The following is a 20,972-nucleotide window of genomic DNA, read 5'->3' as shown; positions in this document are numbered from 1 at the left end:
CCTTCAGCCGGGCGGGAAGTCCGGGCTGCGGCTGCGATGCCGCCGCCGATGCGGCCTGCGGTGCCGCCACCAGTCGAGCCCCGGCCCGACCGCGACCAGGGGCGCCGCCGCCAGCATCGCCAGGGCGAAGCCCGCTGCCCAAAGCCTCGCCCCGAGCAGGAGGCAGAGCGCCGACAGGCCTGCCAGCACGCCCACAACCCCTCCGCTGAGCATCACCCAGCCGAGGAGGCGCCGGTGGCGCAGGCCAAGCCATTCCGGCGCCTCGCTCGTGTCGGTATGAGGCGTGCCATCCCGCCCGACCTCATAGAGCCGCGCGGGGTCGATGCGGAAGGGAGGCCGCTCGCCCGCCATGGTCGCAGGCATGGGGCGGGTTCAGCGCCGGATAACGACGAAGCGCACCGGCCTTGGTCCGCCCCCGAGCCCGCCGGCCCGGCGCGCGCGCCGCACCCGCCACCAGAGCGTGCCGAAGGCAACCAGCCCCGCGCCGATCAGCACCGGCAGCAGCAGCCCGATGAAGACGACGGCCAGCGCCACCACCAGCAGCCCGCCCGTGGCGAGCGTCACCAGCAGGGCAAGCCCGCCGACCCGGCCCAGCGCCCGGTCCAGCCAAGTCCGGCGCGGTGGGAGAGGGTCCCGGAATTCCCCCTCCGGCGTCATGTCGAGCACGGGCGGGGATGGGTCCCGGCCAGGCGGGCCGGGGCGCCGGAATGCGTCCATGGGGAGGATGTTGCCGCATCCCCTGCCCGGTTCAAGCCCGCCCCGCTATTCCGGCCGCACGATCAGCGTCGTGCCCTCAACGGCCTCCACCCGGACGCGGAGTGGCCGCTCCGGCGCCTTGATCTCGAGCGGCAGCCGCGCCTGCCATTCGGAATCGCCGATGCGGACGCGAAGCCCCGGCCCCTCCGCCTCGCCGAGCGGCAGCAGCATCCCGCTCCGCCCGACGAGGCCGGAGCCGGGCGTGTTGAGCGCCGCCGCGGGCGCCGCCCGGCGCAGCCGCAGCGACAGCCAGATGCCGGCCCCGAGCAGCGGCAGGAAGACCGCCACCACCATCCCGAAGGGCAGCACGGTCAGCAGCTGCAGGACCCCGGTGCCGAGGGCGGCGAGGCCGATCCAGACCAGGAAGACGCCGGGGATCGCCAGCTCCGCCAGCAGCAGCAGCAGGCCGGCGAGGATCCAGATCAGCCCCGGTTCCACGGATTGCTCCCCGCCGGCGCGGCCCCGGAGGCGGGCAGGCCCTGCCGCAGCAGCTCCATCGCCTGGGCGATGCCGCCGGCCATGGCGGAGGCCTCCATCGGCACCACCACCAGCTTGCTGGACGGGTTGGCCGCCAGGGCCTCGAAGGCCTTCACGTATTTGTCGGCGATGAAGTAGCGCAGCGCATCGCCGCCCGCGCCGGCGGCCGCGGCGGCGACCATCTCGGTCGCGCGCGCCTCCGCCTCGGCCAGCCGCTCGCGGGCCTCGGCATCGCGCATCGCCGCCTGCTGCCGCCCCTCGGCCTGGAGGACGAGGGCCTGCTTCTCGCCCTCGGCGCGCTGGATGGCGGCCGCGCGGTCGCCCTCGGCCTTCATCACCGCGGCGCGGCGCTCGCGCTCCGCGGTCATCTGCAGGTTCATGGCGCGGACGAGGTTCTCCGGCGGCTCCACCTTGCGCAGCTCGACGCGGCTGACCTTGACGCCCCAGGGGTCCGTCGCGCCGTCGAGGATGTTGAGCAGGGAGGAGTTGATGCGCTCGCGCGAGGAGAGCGTCGCGTCGAGGTCCATCTCGCCGATGACGGCGCGGATGTTGGTCATCGCCAGGGCGTTCAGCGCCTGGGTCAGGTTCTGCACCTGGTAGGCGGCCTTGGCCGGGTCCATCACGCGGTAATAGACGATGCCGTCGACCACGACCGTCGCATTGTCCTTGGTGATGACCGACTGCTCGGGGATGTCGAGCACCACCTCCTGCACGTTCAGCTTGTGGCCGACATTGTCGATGAACGGGATGAGGAAGTTCAGCCCCGGCTGGAGCAGGCGGGTGAAGGCGCCGAAGCGCTCCACCGTCCAGACCTGGCCCTGCGGCACGGTGCGGATGCCCCGGGCCGCGGTGACGATGGCAAGCAGCAGCAGGACGACAAGGACGATCGTGGCGCCGGTCATGGAGGGCTCCGCGGAGGTTGGGTGGCGATCATAGCAACGAAACGGCCGGCCGGGGCGGGGATGGCGCGGGCAGCGGCCGGGCGCCGCAGGCGAGCAGGAAGCCGGCGATCGCATCCATCTCCGCCGCTGGCCGGGTGCGGTCGTGGAAGGGGTCGCTGGCCGGGGAGCCGGGCGGGACCCAGAGGATGGTCTCGTAGCGGGCGCGGGTGAGAAGCACGCGGTAGGTGTTGCGGATGAAGAGGCGCTCCTCCGTGCCCCGCACGCGCTGCCAGCCATCGCCGGCGAAGCGCCGTGGCTGCCAGCCGCCCTCGCCACGGATGAAGTCGCCGCCCCAGGCGAGGCCGACCACATCCAGCTCCAGCCCCTGGCAGTCATACTCCGTGGCGAAGGTCTCGAGCTCCTCGGAGCCGCGGATATCGGGCCAGCGGTTCAGGAACCAGTCCGCCACATCCGCCACCTGCACGCCGAGCCCCTCCGCCCGCAGCCGCCTCGCCCCGGCGGAGGCGACCAGCCCGGCCCGGCGCAGCCCGCGGCGGAAGCCGGGCAACCCGGCACGCAAGGCGGCGAGGTCGCGGGTGAGAAAGAAGGGCACGCCGCCCGCCGCCTCGGCGATGTGGCGGGCGCTCTCGGCCTCGCCGGCAAGCACGGCATCCACCCAGGGCGCTCCGGCGGCATCGCGGACGCTCCGCATCGGCACGGTGAGGTCGAGGTCGTCGTCGATGGCGAGCCCGCCCGGATGGGCCTCGGCCAGGCGCTGCGCCGGCTCGGCGGCCTCCAGCGCGCGGCGGGCGGCGACGGCGCGCCAGCGCGGATCGCCGGCGATGACGCGGCCCCATTCGGCCAGACCCGCCTCGCCGGTATTGATCTCCTGCCCATTGCCGATCAGCGCGACGATCACCGACCAGTCGGCATGCGGCCCCATGATTTCCAGCGCATGCGCCGGCTCGCTGGCGGTGAGGCGGCTGACCCGGCGTTGCGTGGCCCGTGTCGCCTGCCTCGCGTCCCAGGCGCGCTGAGCCTCGTCGAAGACGATCACATGCTCCGGCGCCTCATGCGCCCGCGTCGTCACATGCTCGTCGAGGAAGCGATGGACGTTCTGCAGCACGCGGCTGGCCTCGGCATGGGCACGGGCCCGGGGCTTGCCGCCCAGTGGCGCCGCATTCCGCGCCAGCGCCTCGCGCAGCACGCTGACCAGCGGCACGTTGCCGGTGAGGAAGGCCGCGCCGTGCTCGCGCAACGCGCCGAAGACGACGTTGAGGCCGCAAAGCGTCTTTCCCGCGCCCGGGTCGCCGGTGACGAAGACGACGCAATGCGCGCCATCCCGCCGCGCCGCCTCGATGGCGCGGCCGATCGCTGCCGTGGTGCGGGTCAGGTTCGGCGCGTCCGCCCTGGCCTCGGCAAGCTCGGCGACGGAATGGCGCCGATAGAGCAGCGTCGCTGCCTCCAGCGCCGTCGGCACCGGGCGGTAGGGCGCGGCCTCCCAGGCGAGCGGGCTGAGCGGCACGGAAGGCGGCCCGATGGCGGCCTGGATGCCGCCGATCAGGGTGCCGAGCGTCGCCGCATTCGCCATCTGCACCGGCGCCACGCCATGCCAGAAGAGCGGCGGTGCGAGGCGTGGCGCCGCCGCCTCGGTCGCCACCAGCACCGGCACTACGGCATGACGCCGGCTGCCGGCATGGAAGTCGTGCAGGTCGAGCGCGTAATCCTCCGCCTGCCGCAGGTCGGCGGCGGCGAAGCCGCGGGCGCCATGCTCGAACTCGATGGCGAAGATCGCCCGGTCGGTCAGCAGCACCGCATCGGCCCGCCGCTCCAGCCGCATCAGGTCGAATTCGAAGAGCAGCCGCCAGGCCGGGTCGGCCTCCGCCAGCGCCACGCCGAGGATGCGCGCCTCCGCCTCCCAGGCCGCGCGCTGGGCGAGTTCCAGCGTGGCGAAGCGTCCGGCCTGAGCATAGGCGAGGCGTGCGGCCACATCCTCCGGCGCGAGCCGCCGGAACTCGGCGAGCGAGAGGGGGAGCCAGGCCCTCATCGCCGCCTCGGCCAGGTGGCCAGCAGCAGGCTCGCCCCCATCAGCACGAACCCCACCCCATGCACCATGGTGAACGTCTCCCCCAGCACCGCCACCGCCACCAGCGAGGAGCTGGCCGGCAGGAAAGCGGTGAAGACCCCGGCCACCGCCGCCGGCACGCGCCGGAGCCCGGCATACCAGAGCAGCAGGCAGACGACGCTCGCCGTCAGGCTGTGGAAGACGAGCAGCCCGGCGAGGCGGGGCTCGGCGAGCGCGGCCAGGGCGCCGATCCCCGGCAGGGAGAGCGGCAACAGCATCGCCGCGCTGAAGGCCTGCATCCAGAGGCTCGCCGTCACCACCGGCACGGTGCCCGCGATGCGCTTGGCGAGCAGCACATAGGCCGCCTCCCCCATCACCCCGCCGAAGACCAGCAGGTTGCCGAGCCAATGCCCGCCCCCGTCGCCGCCGAGCCGCGCCAGGGTGATCGCCGCCATCCCCCCCGCCGCCAACCCGGCGGCCGCCCATTGCCGGGGCGCCAACCGCTCCCGCAGCCAGAGCGCGCTGCCGAGGGCGACGACCGCCGGCAGCGTCGCCAGGACGAGGCCACCTTCCAGCGCCGTGGTCAGCCGAAGGCCGGCCAGCAGCCCGGCATTGTAGAGCGCGGTGCCGAACAAGGCCTGGAGGGCGAGGTTGCGGAGCGCCGCGGCCCCGACCCGGACGCGCCCCTCCATCGCCCGTGCCAGCGGCCAGAGCACGAGGCAGGCGAGGAGGCAGCGCAGGCAGGCGATCATCGGGATCGGCAGCGCCACCGCCAGCAGCTTGGCGACGCCGACATTGGCGCCGACCAGCGCCATCGCGCCGGCCAGCTGGGCATAGGCAGGCAGCACCGGCGGCAATCCCCCTCGCCCCGGTCATAGCATGGCGCTTGCGCCACGCATCGGGGGGTGCTTGCCTCCCGGCCGGAGACGCCGGTCCCGAAAACCCAGCCGGGAGAGACCGATCATGCTGAGACGCACCCTGCTCACAGGGGCCGCCGCCGCAACCTTGGCCCGCCCCGCCCTGGTTCACCCAGCCCTGGCGCAGCCCGCCGCCTCGCGGGTGCTGCGCTACGTCCCGCAGTCGGACCTGACCGTGCTCGACCCGGTCTTCACCACCGCCTACATCACGCGCCATCACTCGATGATGGTCTACGACCAGCTCTACGGCCTCGACAGCAAGCTGAAGCCGCAGCCGCAGATGGTCGAAGGGCATGTGGTCGAAGGGGATGGGCTGCTCTGGCGCTTCACCCTGCGCGAGGGCCTGCTCTTCCATGATGGCGAGCCGGTGCGTGGGCGTGACTGCGTCGCCTCCATCAAGCGCTGGGCGCAGCGGGATGCGCTGGGCCAGGCGCTGATGGCCCGCGTCGCGGAGATGGCGGCGCCTGAGGACCGGGTCTTCACCATCCGCCTCAACAAGCCCTTCGGCCCGATGCTGACCACGCTGGCGAAGGTCGGGCCCTCCGCTCTCTTCGTCATGCCGGAGCGCATCGCCAGCGTCGATGCCAACACCCAGATCCGCGAGACGATCGGCTCCGGCCCCTTCCGCTTCAAGGCGGATGAGCGCGTCGTCGGCGCCCGCGTAGTCTATGAGCGCAACCCCGCCTACAGGCCGCGCGAGGGCGGCAAGGCGGAATGGGCCGCCGGGCCGAAGCAGGTCTTCTTCGACCGCGTCGAGTGGGTCGTGATGCCGGACCCGGCCACCGCCGTCGCCGCCTTGCAGAGCGGCGAGGTCGACTGGTGGGAGAACCCGCAGAACGACATGGTGCCGCTCCTCCGCCGCGCGCGGGACGTCATGATGAAGACCGGGAACCCGCTCGGCACCATCGGCACCGGCATCTTCAACACGCTGCATCCGCCCTTCGACAAGCCGGCGGTCCGCCGCGCCATCCTCCGCGCCATGTCGCAGGCCGACTACATGACGGCGACGGCGGGCGCCGATCCCTCACTCTGGAAGGCGGGGGCCGGCGTCTTCACGCCGGGCACGCCGCTGGCGAATGATGCGGGGATGGAGGCGATCACCGGGCCGCGCGACCTCGAACGCTCCCGCCGCGAGCTGCGCGAGGCCGGCTACAATGGCGAGACGGTGGTAGTGCTGAGCCCGACCGACCAGCCGGCGCTGACCGCGCTCGGCGAGGTCGGGCAGGACCTCCTGAAGAAGCTCGGCATGAAGGTCGATTTCCGGGTGAGCGACTGGGGCACGCTGGTGCAGCGCCGCTCCAGCAAGGAGCCGGTCGAGAAGGGCGGCTGGAGCATGTTCCACACCACCTGGAACGGGGTGGACGGCATCAATCCGGGCGTCATGACCTATCTGCGGGCCAATGGGCAGAATGCCTGGTTCGGCTGGCCGAACCTGCCGAGGCTGGAGGCGCTGCGGCTGTCCTGGTTTGATGCGCCAGACCTCGAGGGCCAGCAGAAGATCGCCGCCGAGATCCAGCAGGTGATACTCGAGGAGGCGCCCTACCTTCCGCTCGGCCAGTACTTCTCCCCCACCGCCTGGCGGCGGACGATCACCGAGCCGAATTCGGAGGTGATCTCCTTCTGGGGCGTGAAGCGGGCCTAGCTAATCGCTCTCGCCATCCTTCCTGAACGGGGAAAGGGTGGCGAGGGCTTCCATCTCCCGCAGCATGGCCGGGCGCTCGCGCTCGAGGAAGTCGCCGACGGCGCGGCGCAGCCCGGCATGGGCGATCCAGTGGCCGCTATAGGTCGGCGCCGGCAGGTAGCCGCGCTGGATCTTGTGCTCGCCCTGCGCGCCGGCCTCCACGCGCGGCAAGCCGTGCTCGATGGCGAAGTCGATGGCGCGGTAGTAGCAGAGCTCGAAATGCAGGAAGGGCGCGTCGACCAGACTGCCCCAGTTGCGGCCGTAGAGCGCCTCCCGCCCCAGGAGGTTCAGCGCGCCGGCGACCGGCTCGCCATCCTGCTCGGCGACCATCAGCACCACCGAATCGCCCAGCGCCTCGCCCAACAGCGGCCAGAAGCGCTGGGTGAGGTAGGCGCTGCGGCCCCACTTCTTGTCGGTGGTGCTGCGGTAGAAGCGGTGGAAGGCGCGCCAGTGCTTCGGCGTGATCTCGGGCCCGCGCAACGTCTTCAGCACGAAACCGGAGGCCGCGGCATCGCGCCGCTCGCGCCGGATCGCCTTCCGCTTGCGCGAGGACAGGGCGCCGAGGAAGTCCTCGAAGCTCGCATAGCCCTTGTTGTGCCAGTGGAACTGCGTCCCCAGCCGCTGCAGCCAGCCGGCCTCGCCCATCGCCTCCCACTCCGCCCCCTCGCAGAAGGTGACATGGGCGGAGGAAAGGCCGAGATCCTCGCAGGCCTGGGCCAGCCCCTGCGCCATGGCGGCGGGGCCGATGCCAGCCTCGGGATGGACCAGCAGCCGCGGCCCAGGGACGGGGCTGAAGGGCGCGCAGACCTGCAGCTTCGGGTAGTACTGGCCGCCCGCCCGCTCGAAGGCGTCGGCCCAGCCATAGTCAAAAACGTATTCGCCCTGGCTGTGGCTCTTCGCATAGCAGGGGGCACAGGCCAGCATCCGGCCCCCGAGGTCGCGCAGCACCGCATGCTGCGGCAGCCAGCCGGTGCGGGCGGTGGCGCTGCCGCTTTCCTCGAGCGCGGCCAGGAAGGCATGGCTGACGAAGGGGTTGCCCCCGCCGGCGCAGGCATCCCAGTCCGCGGCCGGCACCTCGGCGATGGCGCGGTGGAGGCTGAGGGTCAGGTTGGTGGAGGCCATTGCCGGAAGCATGTGCTGCGCCGCAGCGGGAGGGCAAGTGGCCTTCCCGTCACCTCCCCCAGCGCAGCGCCATGGCGTCGCAGCGCTGGGCGAGCTCGATCAGCCCGGCCCGGGTCGCCGGATGCAACGGGGCGAGCGGCGCGCGCGGGGCGTCGCAGGCGATGATGCCGCCCTCCTTCATCAACGCCTTGGCTGCCAGCAGCCCGCATTGCCGGTTCTCGTAGTTGATGAGCGGCAACCAGCGCTGGTAGGCCGCCGCCGCCTCCTCCCGGCGGCCGGCGAACCAGGCATCGGTGACCTGGCGAATGCCGTCTGGATAGCCGCCGCCGGTCATGGAGCCGGTCGCCCCCGCCTCGAGATCGGCCATGAGGGTGATCGCCTCCTCGCCGTCCCAGGGCCCCTCGATCGCCTCGCCGCCGAGGGCGATGAGCTCCCGCAGCTTGCTGGCGGCGAAGGGCACCTCGATCTTGAAATAGGCGACCTGCTCGATCTCCCGCGCCATGCGGGCGAGGAAGGGCGCCGAGAGCTGCGTGCCGGCGACCGGCGCGTCCTGGATCATGATCGGAATGTCGATCGCATCCGAGACCGCCTGGTAGAAGGCGTGGATCGCGGCCTCTCCGAAGCGGATGCTGGCGCCGTGATAGGGCGGCATCACCATCACCATGGCCGCCCCTGCCGCCTGCGCCCGGCGGGAGCGCTCGGCGCAGATCCGCGGTGAGGTATGGGTCGTCGTCACGATCACCGGCACGCGCCCGGCGACATGGTCGAGGATGAGGGGCGTCAGCCGCTCCCGCTCCTCATCGGCGAGGAGGAATTGCTCGGAGAAATTGGCGAGGATGGCGAGGCCCTCGGAGCCGGCCTCGATCATGAAGTCGATGCAGCGCTTCTGGCCCTCGATGTCGAGGGCGCCGCGCTCGTCGAAGATGGTCGGCACGACGGGGAAGACGCCCCGGTAGCGGGGCCTCGGCGTGGTCTGGCTCATGTGCGTCTCCTGCCTTTGCCGGCGAGGAGGCGACGCGACGCGCCCGGCGTCAAGCCAGCTCGAACATCCCCTCGACCTCGACCGCCGCATCGCCCGGCAGGGAGGGCACGCCGATGGTGCTGCGGGCATGCCGCCCGGCATCGCCGAAGACCTCGACGGCGAGGTCGGAGGCGCCGTTCATCACCACCGCATGCTGGGTGAAGTCCGGGCCCGCCGCGATGAAGCCGCCGAGGCGGAGGATGCGCGCCACCCGGTCGAGGTCGCCCGCCGCCGCCTTGAGCTGCGCCAGCAAGTTGACGAAGCAGAGTCGGGCGGCGGCGACGCCATGCTCCATCGGGACGGCGGCGCCGAGCTTGCCGGTATAGGCGATCTTCCCCTCCCTCAGCGGGATCTGGCCGGAGACGACCACCAGCTTGCCGCTCACGGTGAAGGGCACGTAGTTGGCGATCGGCGCTGCCGGCACCGGCAGGGTGATGCCGAGCTCGGCCAAGCGGGATTCGATGCGTCCGGCCATGATGCTCTCCTTATCCGACGAGCCGCAGCGTCCGCCGCCGCCCGCGTGGGCCGGAGGCGGCGGCCTCCCGCCCCGGCGCCGGCTGGGTCGGCAGGTCGAGCGGCAGCAGCGGCGCCTGCTGCGAGGCGGTGCCGGGCGTGTCCGGCAGGCAATCCTCCTCGGAAGGCTGCGGCAGGTCGCGCCGGTCGAGATAGTCGAGCGCCAGCCGCCGGAAGGCCCAGTCGAGCACCGAGGTCGCGCGCGGGATGGCAGGGTCGCCCTCGACCACGCCGGCCGGGCCGAAGCGGGTATAGGCGAAGGCCTCCACATAGTCGGCCAGCGGCACGCCGCCCTGCAGGCCGAGCGAGACGGACTGGGCGAAGCCATCCATCAGGCTGCGATAGGCGGCACCTTCCTTGGACAGGGTGAAGGCGATCTCGAGCAGCCGGCCGGAGGCATCCTCCGCCGTCCGCAGCGCGACCTTGTGGCCGCCGACGGTGACATGCAGCGTCGTCCCGGCATGGCGGCGGAGCATGGGCTGCGGCTTCGGCACCGGCTGGGCCGGGGCGGGCAGCGCGATGGGCGCCGGCGGGGCGGCGTGGAGGAACTGGGCCACCGCCTCCCGCATCGCCGCCCGGGCGCGCTCGGGCACTGGGGCGAGCAGGGCCCCGGCGCGGGCTTGATGGTCGCGGGCGATGAGGAGGGCGGCGCGGGTCGGCACCTCCGCCACCTCGCCGCTCTCGGTCAGCACGGCGCGGGTGGAGCCGGCGGCGGGGGCGAGGCCGCCCGTCTCGGCGCCGAGCAGCGCCTCCACCGCATCCGGCAGGGCGAGGGCGAGCAGGCCCTGGTGCCGGAGGCCGGGCGAGGCCGCGGCGGCATCGAGCGCGGCGCGGGCGGCGGCGGCGAGGCCGGGCACCGGCGTCTCGGCGGGCGGCGCCGGCCAGAGCAGGGCGACCGGCTCCCGCGCCCCGAGCTTCGCGGCGATGCGGCCCGACTCGGCCTCCGCCGCACCGCGGGTGAGGGCGGCGATGGCGGCGGCGGTGGCGCGGGCTTCCCTGCTGTCATAGACAAGACCAAGCGCGGCCAGCAGCCCGGCGAGATCGGCGAAGCCGAGTCGCAACCGGTTCGCTTTCGCGCCGCCCAGCGCGTCCAGCGCGCGGACGGCCAGCGCGCAGGCCTCCGCATAGCCCTCGAGGTCGAAGCCTCCCTCGGGCTCGAGGAAGGCCGGCAGGTTGAGCACGAAGCGCGGCTCCGCCTTGCCCCCCTCCCCGCGCCAGACCTCGCGGCCCGGCGCGCCGCGCCGGGTCAGCAGCAGGGCGCGCAGCCCGTCGGCGAGGCGGGCGGCGCCGGTGGCATCGACGATCCCGGCCTTCTGCCCGCCGCGGGCGACGCGGGCGATCCAGGCCTCGGCCAGGCGCGGCAGGGCGACCGGCTTCTCCCCCGGGGCGAGGGCGGCGAGCGCCGCGGCCGCCTCCGCATCCCATCCGAGCGGCAAGGCGACGGCGCGGGGCGGCGCATCGGGGTCGGCGCAGGCGCGGGTCCGGCGCAGCGCGACCTCTTCCCACAGGGTTCCGGTGATCAGTGCCATGGCGTGATGCTAGGGCGGAACGCGCCGGGCGGAAAGCCGTATCTGGTGGTGGATCGGCACCAGGGACGCAACATCCTGTGGATAGTTCCCCCTTTCCGCCCGCCTTTGCGCCGCAGCATGGCTTATGCGATTGTCCGGCCGCGATCCCGCCCCCATCTGCTGGGCGGCCATCCCCCCCGAGGAGCTCTCCCGGCCCCATGCCTGTCCTGCTGCGCCTCCAATCCGCTCTCTTCGGCCGCAAGGTCGGGACCGACCGCTTCGGCAATACCTATTACGAGAGCAAGTCGAAGCAGCCGATCTACAACCGCACCCGGCGCTGGGCCATCTTCGTGACGGGCTCGGACCCGACCGTGGTGCCACCCGAATGGCATGCCTGGCTGCACCACACCACCGATGCGCCGATGCCCGAGGTGAAGCGCTACCCCTGGCAGAAGGAGCACCTGCCAAACCTCACCGGCACGGCGCATTCCTACCGCCCGGCGGGGCACGACTATGTCGGCGGCGCCCGCCCCGCCACCACCGGCGACTACGAAGCCTGGACCCCGGGTTCGTAAGGCATGAGGGGACGCAGCCTCGCCGAGGTCGCCACCGGCGGCATCGTGCTCGTCATCGCCGCCGTCTTCCTCGCCTATGCGGTGCTGCATAGCGGCCGCGGCAGCGCCAGTGCCGATGGGATGACGCTCACCGCCCGCTTCGACAAGATCGACGGCATCTCCAACGGCGCCGATGTGCGCATCGCCGGCGTCAAGGTCGGCAGCGTGACCGACAGCCGGATCGACCCGCAGAGCTTCGGCGCCGTGCTCACCATGCGCGTCGACCGCAACCTCCGCCTGCCGGAGGATACCTCGGCCGAGATTACCTCGGAGGGGCTGCTCGGCGGCAAGTATGTCTCCCTCGTGCCGGGCGGCAGCGAGAAGTTCCTCGCCGATGGCGGGCGCATCACCGAGACCCAGGGCTCGGTCAGCCTGGAATCGCTGCTCGGCCGCTTCATCTTCTCGGTGACGCAGATGAACAGCCAGAACCAACAGCAGACCGAGTCCGGGGGGCCGGCGCCCGCCCCCGCACCTGCCCCGGCGCGATGAGCCTCGCCCCGCCCGAGACCTGGCCGGGGGCGGATGGCAGCCCGATCTCCTGCCGGGAGAAGCTGAAGGTCCTGGCCGAGAACCATGCCGAGCTCGTGCAGGTGATGCGCGACGCCTTCGAGGATGCCGTGCTCATGGGCGTCGACGAGGCGGCGCTGCGGCGGATGCTGGCCGAGATGGTCGCCGAGCTGCCGAGCCCCAGGCGCAAGCCGTGAGGCGCCTCGCCGCCCTCGCCCTGCTGCTGCCCATGGCCGCCTGGGCGCAGTCGCAGGACTGGCTGCCGAAGGGGCAGGCCGAGCTGCAGCTCCTCGACAAGGTGACGGCCCGCGTTTCCGTCCTCCGCGCCCCGGTCGGGCAGGCGACGCAGTTCGGCACGCTCACCGTCCGGGTCGCCGCCTGCAATGCCCGCCCGCCGGACGAGGTGCCGGATGCCGCCGCCTTCCTCGAGGTGAGCGACAGCCGCCGCGCCGAGGGCTTCCAGCAGGTGTTCCGCGGCTGGATGTTCGCCAATGCGCCGGGCGTCAGCATGCTGGAGCACCCGGTCTATGACCTCCGGGTCCTCGATTGCCGATAGCGCCGTCCGACCACTGGGACGGGCAGGTCTTCCACAACGTCCATGACCGGACGGTGAAGAGCTTCCGCGACGTCCTCCGCTGGCGGCGCGAGAGCAAGCCAGTGCCCTGGCCGCGCTGGATCGAGGATGCGCCGCAACCGCCGCCCACCCGCCTGCCGCCCGGGCGGATCGGCGCGACCTTCATCGGCCATGCCTCCTTCCTGATCCAGATCGGCGGGCGCTGCATCCTCGCCGACCCGGTCTGGTCGATGCGGGCGAGCCCCCTCGCCTTCGCCGGGCCGCGGCGGGTGCGGGCGCCGGGGCAGCGGCTGGAGGCGCTGCCGGGCTGCGACCTGCTGCTGGTCAGCCACAACCACTACGACCATCTCGACATGCCGACGCTGCGCGAGGTCCGCCGCCGCTGGGCGCCGCCGGCCGTCACCGGCCTCGGCAATGGGCGGCACCTGGCGAAGGCGGGCATCCGCGGCGCCACGGAGCTCGACTGGTGGCAGCAGGTGGAGGTGGCGGGGCTGCGCGTCACCTATGTGCCGGCGCAGCACTTCTCCGCCCGCACCCTCTCCGACCGCAACCGCAGCCTCTGGGGCGGCTTCGTCATCGAGGCGGCGGGGGCTGCCGTCTACTTTGCCGGCGACAGCGGCTGGTGCCCGCATTTCGCCGAGATCGGGGCCCGCTTCCCGCGCATCGACCTGGCGCTGATCCCGATCGGCGCCTATGAGCCGCGCTTCTTCATGCGCACCCAGCACATGGACCCGGGCGAGGCCGTCCAGGCGCATCTCGCCCTCGGGGCGCGGCGGAGCGTGGGGATGCATTTCGGCACCTTCGCCGGGCTGACCGACGAGGCGATCGACGGGCCGGAGGCCTGGCTTGCCGAGGCGCGCGCGGCCGCCGGCGTGCCGGCGGAGGTGTTCGGCACCCTGCCCTTCGGCGGCAGCCTGGACCTCCCCGAATCGCCCCGATAGGCTCGCTGCCCTCCCCCTTGGAGGGTGTGCCGATGAGCCGGTTCGACTGCCTCGTGCCCCTGCCCGGTGCCGGCTTCGGCGGGCGCATCCGCTCCTGTGGACCGCCGGGCGCCGCCGCCCTGGTCGCCGCCGCCGAGGCGGAGCCGGAGGCGCTGCCCCGGGCGCTCGCCGAGGCGGGCGGCGTGCTGCTCATCCCCGGCATGGGGGCGATGGCGGAGGATGCGGCGCTGCTGCTCCGCCTCAGCCGCCTCTTCGGGCCGGAGGTGGAGAACTACCGGGAGACCGGGATGCAGCCGAACATGATCCACCCGGAGGTGCCGGAGATCTTCGTCGTCTCCAACATCCCGCCCGTGCACCGCGCGCCGCCCGCCCGGCCGGAGCCGCCGCTGACCGCGGAGGGGCGGCTGCCCGTGCAGTTCCCGCACCGGCGCGGCTGGCATACCGACCAAAGCTACCGGCGGCCGCCGCCTGACATCTCGCTCTTCCTCGCCGTCGTCCCGGTGCCGCAGGGGCAGGGGCAGACGCTCTTCGCCGATGGAGCGGCGGCCTATGACGCACTACCGGAGGCGCTGCGGGCGCGGGTCGACGGGCTGGACGGGCTGCATGTGAGCAGCACGGCCGGGCGGCGGCGGGAGGCGGTGCTGGAGGGTGCGGCGCCGAAGCCCCTCGCCCCGCACCACCGCCCGCAGCGCCAGCCGCTCGCCCGGCTGCATCCGGTGACGGGGCGGCGGGCGCTCTATCTCTGCGAATACGGGCAAATGGACTGGCTGGATGGGCCGATCGCCGAGCTCGAGCCCGGGCCGCATGGCGAGGGGGCGCTGCTGCTGGAGGCGTTGGTGACGCACCTGACCCAGCCGCGCTTCGTCTATGTCCATGAATGGACGGCGGGCGACCTCGTGGTGTGGGACAACCGCTGCACCGTGCATGCGGCGACCTGGTTCGATGCCGAGCGGCTGGAGCGGGTGATGTGGCGGACGACGGTGAGCGGGAACCCGGGCGCGGCCTATGCAGGTGAGGCGAAGAGCTGGGTGGCGGCGTGAGGTCAATGGAGTTGAGGCGGCAGATTTCGGACCAATGCCAAGGGGATGGAAAGGTGATCGTTTTCCCATAGCCAGGGGGAGTTGATAGAGAGCCAGGACCGAGTGGCGCCAACTGGATTTCGGTATTGGTACAAGGCAGAGACTCGCACCCGCCCATGGATCAGCGCCAGCCCTCGCTGAGTTGCCACTGCACGGCGAAGGCTATCTGGAAGCTCGGCGAGTCCCGGTTGGTCCCGGCACCCGCAGCCAGGCCGAGCACTGTCCCGCTCTGCAGCCTGTGACGGATTCCCGCCTGGACCACGCTGTAATCCCGATCTCCGCGCTCCTGCTGCTCCCGCGCATAGGTCAGAACCAGCGCCGTATCACGGGACACGGCCTGCCCGACCGAGGCGTTGACGAGGAATCGGTTCGGCCGCTCTCCAGGCTGGGGATCGATGCGTGCCACCCAGCCGAGGTTGACATGGAGGCCGAGCGGTCGTTCCCCGCCCCAGAGGGTCTTGCCGACGAGGGCGACGGCCTCGGTCTCGTAGCCGGTCCTGCCCGGTCCGTAGAGCGTCCGCACCCGCCCGAGCAGGCCCACCGCCGGCAAGCCGCCCCGGCCGTCGCTGAGCTGGTACAATGCCCCGAGCCGCGTGGCGCCACCCCACAATGCTCGGCCCGCATCATCCGAGCTGCCCGAGAGGTCTGTCACGGTACCCAGCTTGCGCCGGGTCTCGAGGTTGCCGTAGGCGCCGGTCTGGCCGAGGCGGAGCTCGAGGCCCGGCACGACGCCCATCTCGAATTCCGCCTCCACTCCCCCGGTGTCGCGGACGCGGCCGCGGCGAGCCCGCTCATAGGATCCAACAAAGCCAAGCTCTGCAGCGCCGGGCGGGGCGGCGATGGGATCGGTGATCTCGAAAGGGTCGTCCGCCAGCTCGATCGGCTCGTCCTGCGCCACCGCGGACCGGACGGCGACCGCATGGAGCGGCAGCAAGACCGCCGCATGGGCGAGAGCGGGCAGCAAGCGGTAGAGCATCGGGACTCCCGGTGGCGGAGGCGACTGTCGCGCCAGGGTGCCAAGCTTGGTGGTTGAACCCCGGACGGCGTCCCTCGTTCCGAAGGCGCTGCCGTTCCCGGCAGGGGGCAGTCGGGAGCCTCCTGGGCAGGCTTTCAGGCGAAGGCCCTCTCGGTGCCGGTAGCAGAGGTCGAGCGTGAGACGCCTGCCGCGGCCTCTTCCCCTAGCCCTCCGCCAACTCCCCCAGCACCTGCGCCAACACCCTCGCCCCCGCCGCCAGCTGCGCGGGCGAGGAATACTCCGCCGGGTTGTGGCTGATGCCCTTGCGGCTCGGCACGAAGATCATCCCGCTCGGGCAGAGCGGCACCATGAACTGCGCATCGTGGAAGGCGCCGGAGGGCATGCGCAGCGCGCGCAGCCCCTGCGCCGCCGCCGCCCGCGCCACCGCCTCCGTCACCTCGGGCGCGAACTCCACCGGCAGGGCGTGGAAGCGCTCCGTCACCACCACCTCGCAATGCCGCACGGCGCCGCGGATGGTGGCCTCGATGGCATCGCCCCGCTCCGCCAGCACCGCGGCCGAGGGGTGGCGGAAGTCGATGGTGAAGCGCACCCGCTCTGCCACGCTGTTGGAGCTGTTGGGGTGCACCTCGATCCGCGCCACGGTGAAGCGCAGCACATCCGTCGGGTCGTCCATCAGCGCGTTGAGCGCGGTGACGGCACGCAGCATGTCCTGCACCGCATCCCGCCGCGTCGACAGCGGCGCGGTGCCCGCATGGGCGCTCTCGCCGCGCAGCTCGACGAGGAACCAGCGGCTGCCCTGGATGCCGGTGACGATGCCGATGTCCTGGCCCTCCGTCTCCAGCCGCGGCCCCTGCTCGATATGCGCCTCGACATAGGCATGCGGCGCCGGGCCCTCGACCACGCCGAGCGGGCGGCGTGGGATGTCGGCCTCGAGCGACAGCTGCTCGCGCAGCGCCTCGCCGAAGCGGATGCCCTCGCCATCCTCCACCGCGTCCCAGGTGTCGGACGCGCTGTGGCCGGCATAGGCCATGCTGCCCATGCAGCCGGGGGCGAAGCGGCCGCCCTCCTCATTGGTCCAGGCGACGAGCTCGATGGGGCGGCGGGGGGTGATGCTGGCCTCGCGCAGCGCCTGGATCGCCTCCAGCCCGGCGAGGACGCCCCAGATGCCGTCGAACCGCCCGCCCGCCGGCTGGCTGTCCATGTGGCTGCCGGTCAGCACGGGGGCGAGGCCGGGCTCGCGCCCCTCCATCCGGAGGAAGAGGTTGCCGAGCGCGTCGATCGAGGGGGCGAGGCCGATCGCCTCGCCCCAGCCGATCAGCAGGCGGCGGGCCTCGCGGTCGAGCGGGGAGAGGCAGGGGCGGTTGACGCCGGGGGAGCCGTCGGCGCCGGTGATGGCGCCGAGGCGCGCCATCTCCATCAGCCGGTCCCATTGGCGCTGCTCGCTCACCGCGGATACCAGGTTCGGCGCGACCGTCCCGCTCATCGTCCCCATCCCGTCTTGCCGGCCCCGACAAACCGCAGGCGGCGGGGCGGCGTCAAGCCGTGCTAGAGCGCCCTCTGCCAAGGATGGGGGATGGCGATGGCGGGGTATCTCAGCACGCATGTGCTCAACACGGCGGAGGGGCTGCCGGGGGCGGGCATCGCGGTGGAGCTCTGGCGGCTGGAGCCGGCGCCGGTGCTCGTCGCGGCCACGGTGACGACGACGGATGGCCGGAACCGGGATGCCTTCTATCCGGAGGGCGCCGGCTTCGTCGCCGGGCTGCACGAGCTGCGCTTCGGCATCGGCGCCTATTTTGCGGAGCGCGGGCTGGCGGCCTTCTATGACGTGGTGCCGGTGCGGGTGCGGCTCGAGGCGGGCCAGGGGCATTACCATGTGCCGCTGCTCTGCTCGCCCTTCGGCTACACAACCTACCGGGGGTCCTGAGCGTTGCGCCTGCCTCGGTAAGGGAGGCAGGCATGGCGGAGCGGGAGGAATTCCTCGCGGCGGTCGGCCGGGGCGATGCGGTGGCGGTGGGCGGGCTGCTCGATGCCGATCCCGGCCTCGCCGCGCCACGCGGTGGGCATGTGGATGACCCGGTGGCGCTGGCCGCGCGCCTCGGCCACCTGGCCGTGCTGCGGCTGCTGCTGGAGCGCGGCGGCCAGGGCGCGCCGGAGGGCGACCCGCGCGAGGCGCCGACGGCGCTGATGCAGGCCGCCGCCGCCGGGCGGCAGGATGCCATCGCCCTGCTTCTGGAATTCGGCGCCGACCCCGCGCTGCGCGACCGCGAGGGGCGGAGCGCCGCGGATTACGCGACCGAGGCCGGGCATGCCGACCTCGCCCGGCGCCTCTATACCGATGCAGAGACGGAACGCCTGATCTGGTAGCGGAACCCTTCCGGTTTCCGTGCGTATCGGCCGCGCCGCAACGACCGGAGTGGGACCGATGGCGCGCGTACTGGTGCTGTATTACTCGACCTATGGCCATGTGGAGACGATGGCGGGGGCCGTCGCCGAAGGCGCCCGCGCGGCCGGCGCGACGGTGACCGTCAAGCGCGTGCCGGAGATCGCGCCGCGCGAGGTGCTGGAGCAGGCCGGCGCCAAGCTCGACCAGGCGGCGCCCGAGGCCTCGCCGCAGGAGCTCGACCAGTACGACGCCATCATCCTCGGCTGCCCGACCCGCTATGGGCGGATGGCGGCGCAGATGGCGCAGTTCTGGGACCAGACGGGCGGGCTCTGGGCGCGTGGGGCGCTGCTCGGCAAGGTGGGCAGCGCCTTCACCTCCACCGCCAGCCAGCATGGTGGGCAGGAGACGACGCTGATGGCCATGCATACCATGTTCTTCCACCACGGCATGGTGCTGGTCGGCCTGCCCTATGCCGCGGCCGGGCAGCTGACGCTCGACGAGATCACCGGCGGCAGCCCCTATGGCGCCACCACCATCGCCGGCGGCAAGGGCGAGCGGCAGCCGAGCGCCAATGAGCTGGAACTGGCCCGCTTCCAGGGCGGGCATGTGGCGGGGATCGCGGCGAAGCTCCACGGCTAGGACTGCGGGCCCAGGCCCCGCCTTTCGGCCCGGTTTGCGCGAAAGCCGCTTGCAAAACCGGGCCGGAGGGGGCATCTCCCCCCGCGATACCAGACCGATTGAGTCAGACCTCGGCGGGCGGTGCGGAGAGATATCCGCGGCCGGGCCCGCTTTTGCCTATGGAGGCCCATCGTGGCGCGCACCCCGCTCGACCGAATCCGCAATATCGGCATCACCGCGCATATCGACGCGGGCAAGACCACGACGACCGAGCGGATCCTCTACTACACCGGCAAGTCGCATCGGATCGGCGAGGTCCATGACGGCAACACCACGACCGACTACATGGAGCAGGAGCGCGAGCGGGGGATCACCATCACCTCCGCTGCCGTGACCGCCGTGTGGAAGGACCACCGGATCAACATCATCGACACCCCCGGCCACATCGATTTCAACATCGAGGTGAACCGCAGCCTCCGCGTGCTCGACGGCGCCGTCTTCATCATCGAGGGCGTGGCGGGCGTGCAGCCGCAGTCCGAGACCAACTGGCGCCTGGCGGACCGTTACAACGTCCCCCGCCTGATCTTCATCAACAAGCTCGACCGGACCGGCGCCGACTTCTACCGCGCCGCGGCGACGCTCACCGAGAAGCTCGGCATTACCTGGATCGCGCTGCAGTTGCCGATCGGCATCGAGGACACCTTCAAGGGCGTCGTCGACCTGGTCGAGATGAAGGCGATCATCTGGGAGGGCGACGAGCTCGGCGCCGCCTACCACTACGAGGACATTCCCGAGGACCTGAAGGAGAAGGCAGCCGAGTACCGCCAGCTCCTGCTCGACACCGCGCTGAGCGTCGACGACGCCGGCATGGAGGAGTATTTCGACAAGGGCGACGTCTCGGTCGAGACGCTGAAGCGCGCCATCAAGCGCGGCACCATCGACGGCACCTTCCGCCCGGTGATGTGCGGCACCGCCTTCAAGAACAAGGGCGTGCAGCCGCTGCTGGACGGCGTGCTCGACTACTTGCCGAGCCCGATCGACATCGCCGGCATCAAGGTCGCCGCCGAGGAGGGTGAGGAGGAGACCGCCGACCGCCGCGTGATCCCGGCCGACGAGACGCTGCCCTTCGCCGGCCTCGCCTTCAAGATCATCAACGACAAGTACGGCAACCTGACCTTCGTGCGCGTCTATGCCGGCGTGCTGAAGCAGGGCGACATGGTCATGAACACGACCAAGGGCCACAAAGAGCGCATCGGCCGCATGTTCCAGATGCATGCCGACAAGCGCGAGGAGATCAAGGAGGTCTTCGCCGGCGACATCGCCGCCTTCGTCGGGCTGAAGGACACCGGCACCGGCGACACGCTGGCCGACCAGTCGGACCCGGTGGTGCTCGAGCGCATGGCCTTCCCGATCCCGGTCATCGACATCTCGGTCGAGCCGAAGACCAAGGAAGGCGTGGAGAAGATGACGCTCGGCCTGCAGAAGCTGGCCGGCGAGGACCCCTCGCTCCGCCTCAAGACCGACCAGGAGACCGGCCAGACCATCCTTTCGGGCATGGGCGAGCTGCATCTCGAGATCATCATCGACCGGCTGAAGCGGGAATACGGGGTGGATGCGCATATCGGCGCGCCGCAGGTGGCCTATCGCGAGACGATCACCAAGCCGCATACCGAGATCTACACCCACAAGAAGCAGTCGGGCGGCTCGGGCCAGTATGCCGAGGTGAAGATCACCTTCGAGCCGAAGGAGCGGAACACCGGCATCGAGTTCGTCAATGCCGTGGTCGGCGGCGCGGTGCCGAAGGAGTACATCCCGGCGGTCGACAAGGGTATCAAGGTGCAGGCCGATACCGGCGTGCTCGCGGGCTTCCCGACCGTCGACTTCAAGTACAGCCTGGTGGACGGCAAGTACCACGACGTCGACTCCTCGGCCCTGGCCTTCGAGATCGCGGCCAAGGCCTGCTTCCGCGAGGGCATGAAGAAGGCGGGTCCCGTCATCCTCGAGCCGATCATGGATGTCGAGGTGACGACGCCGCAGGACCATGTCGGCGACGTGGTGGGCGACCTCAACCGCCGCCGCGGCGTGATCCAGAGCCAGGACATGGCCGGCACCTCGGTCATCGTCCGGGCGCATGTGCCGCTGAAGGAGATGTTCGGCTACATCTCCAACCTGCGGGGCATGACCAAGGGGCGCGCCTCCTTCTCGATGCAGTTCCACCACTACGATCCAGTGCCCCGGAACGTGGCAGACGAGATCATGAAGAACTCCGCCTGATCCCTCCGGTCGGGGCTGATCGCAACGGCGCCTGGGGCAACCCAGGCGCCGTTTGCTTTTCAGGA

23 protein-coding genes are annotated in these 20,972 nt (G+C 71.9%); 11 read left to right on the top strand and 12 right to left on the bottom strand.

What is annotated here, in order from left to right; genetic code table 11:
• Positions 1-3 precede the first annotated feature (3 nt).
• From AC5JJ1_RS13265 to AC5JJ1_RS13240, 6 genes are read right to left on the bottom strand one after another with little or no spacing between them, the layout of a single operon-like run.
• Positions 4-363, bottom strand: a complete 360-nt coding sequence (locus AC5JJ1_RS13265; protein WP_495785578.1) for a hypothetical protein — start codon at positions 361-363, stop codon at positions 4-6.
• A gap of 9 nt (positions 364-372) precedes the next feature.
• The gene (locus AC5JJ1_RS13260) at positions 373-717 is read right to left on the bottom strand and encodes a hypothetical protein (RefSeq protein WP_495785577.1); all 345 of its coding nucleotides are present in this window, start codon (positions 715-717) and stop codon (positions 373-375) included.
• 45 nt (positions 718-762) lie between these two features.
• Positions 763-1,194, bottom strand: coding sequence for an NfeD family protein (locus tag AC5JJ1_RS13255; RefSeq protein ID WP_495785576.1), 432 nt, complete (start codon positions 1,192-1,194; stop codon positions 763-765).
• On the bottom strand, positions 1,179-2,135 hold the full coding sequence (locus AC5JJ1_RS13250) for an SPFH domain-containing protein (protein ID WP_495785575.1): 957 nt from the start codon (positions 2,133-2,135) through the stop codon (positions 1,179-1,181). Before AC5JJ1_RS13250 ends, AC5JJ1_RS13255 begins: the two co-directional genes overlap by 16 nt.
• Before the next feature lie 28 nt (positions 2,136-2,163).
• On the bottom strand, positions 2,164-4,161 hold the full coding sequence (locus AC5JJ1_RS13245; RefSeq protein WP_495785574.1) for a DNA/RNA helicase domain-containing protein: 1,998 nt from the start codon (positions 4,159-4,161) through the stop codon (positions 2,164-2,166).
• Positions 4,158-5,027 (bottom strand): DMT family transporter, encoded by an 870-nt coding sequence (locus tag AC5JJ1_RS13240; protein ID WP_495785573.1) that lies wholly within the window; start codon positions 5,025-5,027, stop codon positions 4,158-4,160. Before AC5JJ1_RS13240 ends, AC5JJ1_RS13245 begins: the two co-directional genes overlap by 4 nt.
• A 115-nt stretch (positions 5,028-5,142) precedes the next feature.
• On the opposite strand from AC5JJ1_RS13240, the gene AC5JJ1_RS13235 reads away from it, so the two are divergent.
• Entirely contained in the window at positions 5,143-6,738 is a 1,596-nt protein-coding gene (locus AC5JJ1_RS13235) for an ABC transporter substrate-binding protein (protein ID WP_495785572.1), read from the top strand.
• On the opposite strand, the gene AC5JJ1_RS13230 is transcribed toward AC5JJ1_RS13235, so the two are convergent.
• From AC5JJ1_RS13230 to AC5JJ1_RS13215, 4 genes are read right to left on the bottom strand one after another with little or no spacing between them, the layout of a single operon-like run.
• Complete coding sequence (locus tag AC5JJ1_RS13230) at positions 6,739-7,899, bottom strand: GNAT family N-acetyltransferase (RefSeq protein ID WP_495785571.1); 1,161 nt, start codon at positions 7,897-7,899, stop codon at positions 6,739-6,741.
• 49 nt (positions 7,900-7,948) lie between these two features.
• Entirely contained in the window at positions 7,949-8,881 is a 933-nt protein-coding gene (locus tag AC5JJ1_RS13225) for a dihydrodipicolinate synthase family protein (RefSeq protein WP_495785570.1), read from the bottom strand.
• A 49-nt stretch (positions 8,882-8,930) separates the two neighbouring features.
• The gene (locus AC5JJ1_RS13220) at positions 8,931-9,395 is read right to left on the bottom strand and encodes a RidA family protein (protein ID WP_495785569.1); all 465 of its coding nucleotides are present in this window, start codon (positions 9,393-9,395) and stop codon (positions 8,931-8,933) included.
• A 10-nt stretch (positions 9,396-9,405) separates the two neighbouring features.
• On the bottom strand, positions 9,406-10,962 hold the full coding sequence (locus tag AC5JJ1_RS13215) for a TSCPD domain-containing protein (RefSeq protein ID WP_495785568.1): 1,557 nt from the start codon (positions 10,960-10,962) through the stop codon (positions 9,406-9,408).
• Positions 10,963-11,159: 197 nt separating this feature from the next.
• Between AC5JJ1_RS13215 and AC5JJ1_RS13210 the strand changes: the two genes are divergently transcribed.
• Genes AC5JJ1_RS13210 through AC5JJ1_RS13185 form a run of 6 tightly spaced genes read left to right on the top strand, consistent with a single transcriptional unit; the run spans position 11,160 to position 14,617 of the window.
• Positions 11,160-11,516: an NADH:ubiquinone oxidoreductase subunit NDUFA12 gene (locus AC5JJ1_RS13210; protein WP_495785567.1), complete on the top strand. Its 357-nt coding sequence runs from the start codon at positions 11,160-11,162 to the stop codon at positions 11,514-11,516.
• 3 nt (positions 11,517-11,519) lie between these two features.
• Entirely contained in the window at positions 11,520-12,044 is a 525-nt protein-coding gene (gene mlaD, locus AC5JJ1_RS13205) for an outer membrane lipid asymmetry maintenance protein MlaD (RefSeq protein ID WP_495785566.1), read from the top strand.
• On the top strand, positions 12,041-12,259 hold the full coding sequence (locus AC5JJ1_RS13200; RefSeq protein WP_495785565.1) for a hypothetical protein: 219 nt from the start codon (positions 12,041-12,043) through the stop codon (positions 12,257-12,259). Before mlaD ends, AC5JJ1_RS13200 begins: the two co-directional genes overlap by 4 nt.
• Positions 12,256-12,618 carry a DUF2155 domain-containing protein gene (locus AC5JJ1_RS13195; RefSeq protein ID WP_495785564.1) on the top strand — a complete coding sequence of 121 codons (363 nt, stop codon included), beginning with the start codon at positions 12,256-12,258 and terminating at the stop codon, positions 12,616-12,618. Before AC5JJ1_RS13200 ends, AC5JJ1_RS13195 begins: the two co-directional genes overlap by 4 nt.
• Positions 12,609-13,577 carry an MBL fold metallo-hydrolase gene (locus AC5JJ1_RS13190; protein ID WP_495785563.1) on the top strand — a complete coding sequence of 323 codons (969 nt, stop codon included), beginning with the start codon at positions 12,609-12,611 and terminating at the stop codon, positions 13,575-13,577. Before AC5JJ1_RS13195 ends, AC5JJ1_RS13190 begins: the two co-directional genes overlap by 10 nt.
• A gap of 32 nt (positions 13,578-13,609) precedes the next feature.
• On the top strand, positions 13,610-14,617 hold the full coding sequence (locus AC5JJ1_RS13185; RefSeq protein WP_495785562.1) for a TauD/TfdA dioxygenase family protein: 1,008 nt from the start codon (positions 13,610-13,612) through the stop codon (positions 14,615-14,617).
• A gap of 160 nt (positions 14,618-14,777) precedes the next feature.
• Here the strand turns inward: AC5JJ1_RS13185 and AC5JJ1_RS13180 are convergent, their stop codons facing one another.
• Entirely contained in the window at positions 14,778-15,632 is an 855-nt protein-coding gene (locus AC5JJ1_RS13180) for a hypothetical protein (RefSeq protein WP_495785561.1), read from the bottom strand.
• 202 nt (positions 15,633-15,834) lie between these two features.
• A complete protein-coding gene (locus AC5JJ1_RS13175; protein ID WP_495785560.1) occupies positions 15,835-17,115 on the bottom strand; it encodes a M20 family metallo-hydrolase in 1,281 nt (426 codons plus the stop codon).
• A gap of 90 nt (positions 17,116-17,205) precedes the next feature.
• Here AC5JJ1_RS13175 and uraH point away from each other — a divergent pair, with 90 nt between their 5' ends.
• The 4 genes from uraH (at position 17,206) to fusA (ending at position 20,907) form a co-directional block, all read left to right on the top strand.
• Positions 17,206-17,556, top strand: coding sequence for a hydroxyisourate hydrolase (uraH, locus tag AC5JJ1_RS13170; protein ID WP_495785559.1), 351 nt, complete (start codon positions 17,206-17,208; stop codon positions 17,554-17,556).
• 32 nt (positions 17,557-17,588) lie between these two features.
• Positions 17,589-17,996: an ankyrin repeat domain-containing protein gene (locus AC5JJ1_RS13165; protein ID WP_495785558.1), complete on the top strand. Its 408-nt coding sequence runs from the start codon at positions 17,589-17,591 to the stop codon at positions 17,994-17,996.
• 58 nt (positions 17,997-18,054) lie between these two features.
• Positions 18,055-18,654 (top strand): NAD(P)H:quinone oxidoreductase, encoded by a 600-nt coding sequence (gene wrbA, locus AC5JJ1_RS13160; protein ID WP_495785557.1) that lies wholly within the window; start codon positions 18,055-18,057, stop codon positions 18,652-18,654.
• A 171-nt stretch (positions 18,655-18,825) separates the two neighbouring features.
• Complete coding sequence (gene fusA / locus AC5JJ1_RS13155; protein ID WP_495785556.1) at positions 18,826-20,907, top strand: elongation factor G; 2,082 nt, start codon at positions 18,826-18,828, stop codon at positions 20,905-20,907.
• The last annotated feature ends 65 nt before the right edge of the window (positions 20,908-20,972 follow it).

The sequence above is a fragment of the Belnapia sp. genome, assembly GCF_059504005.1.
The sequence above is the reverse complement of the archived record's forward strand: the minus strand, read 5'-3'. Positions and strand labels throughout refer to the sequence as shown.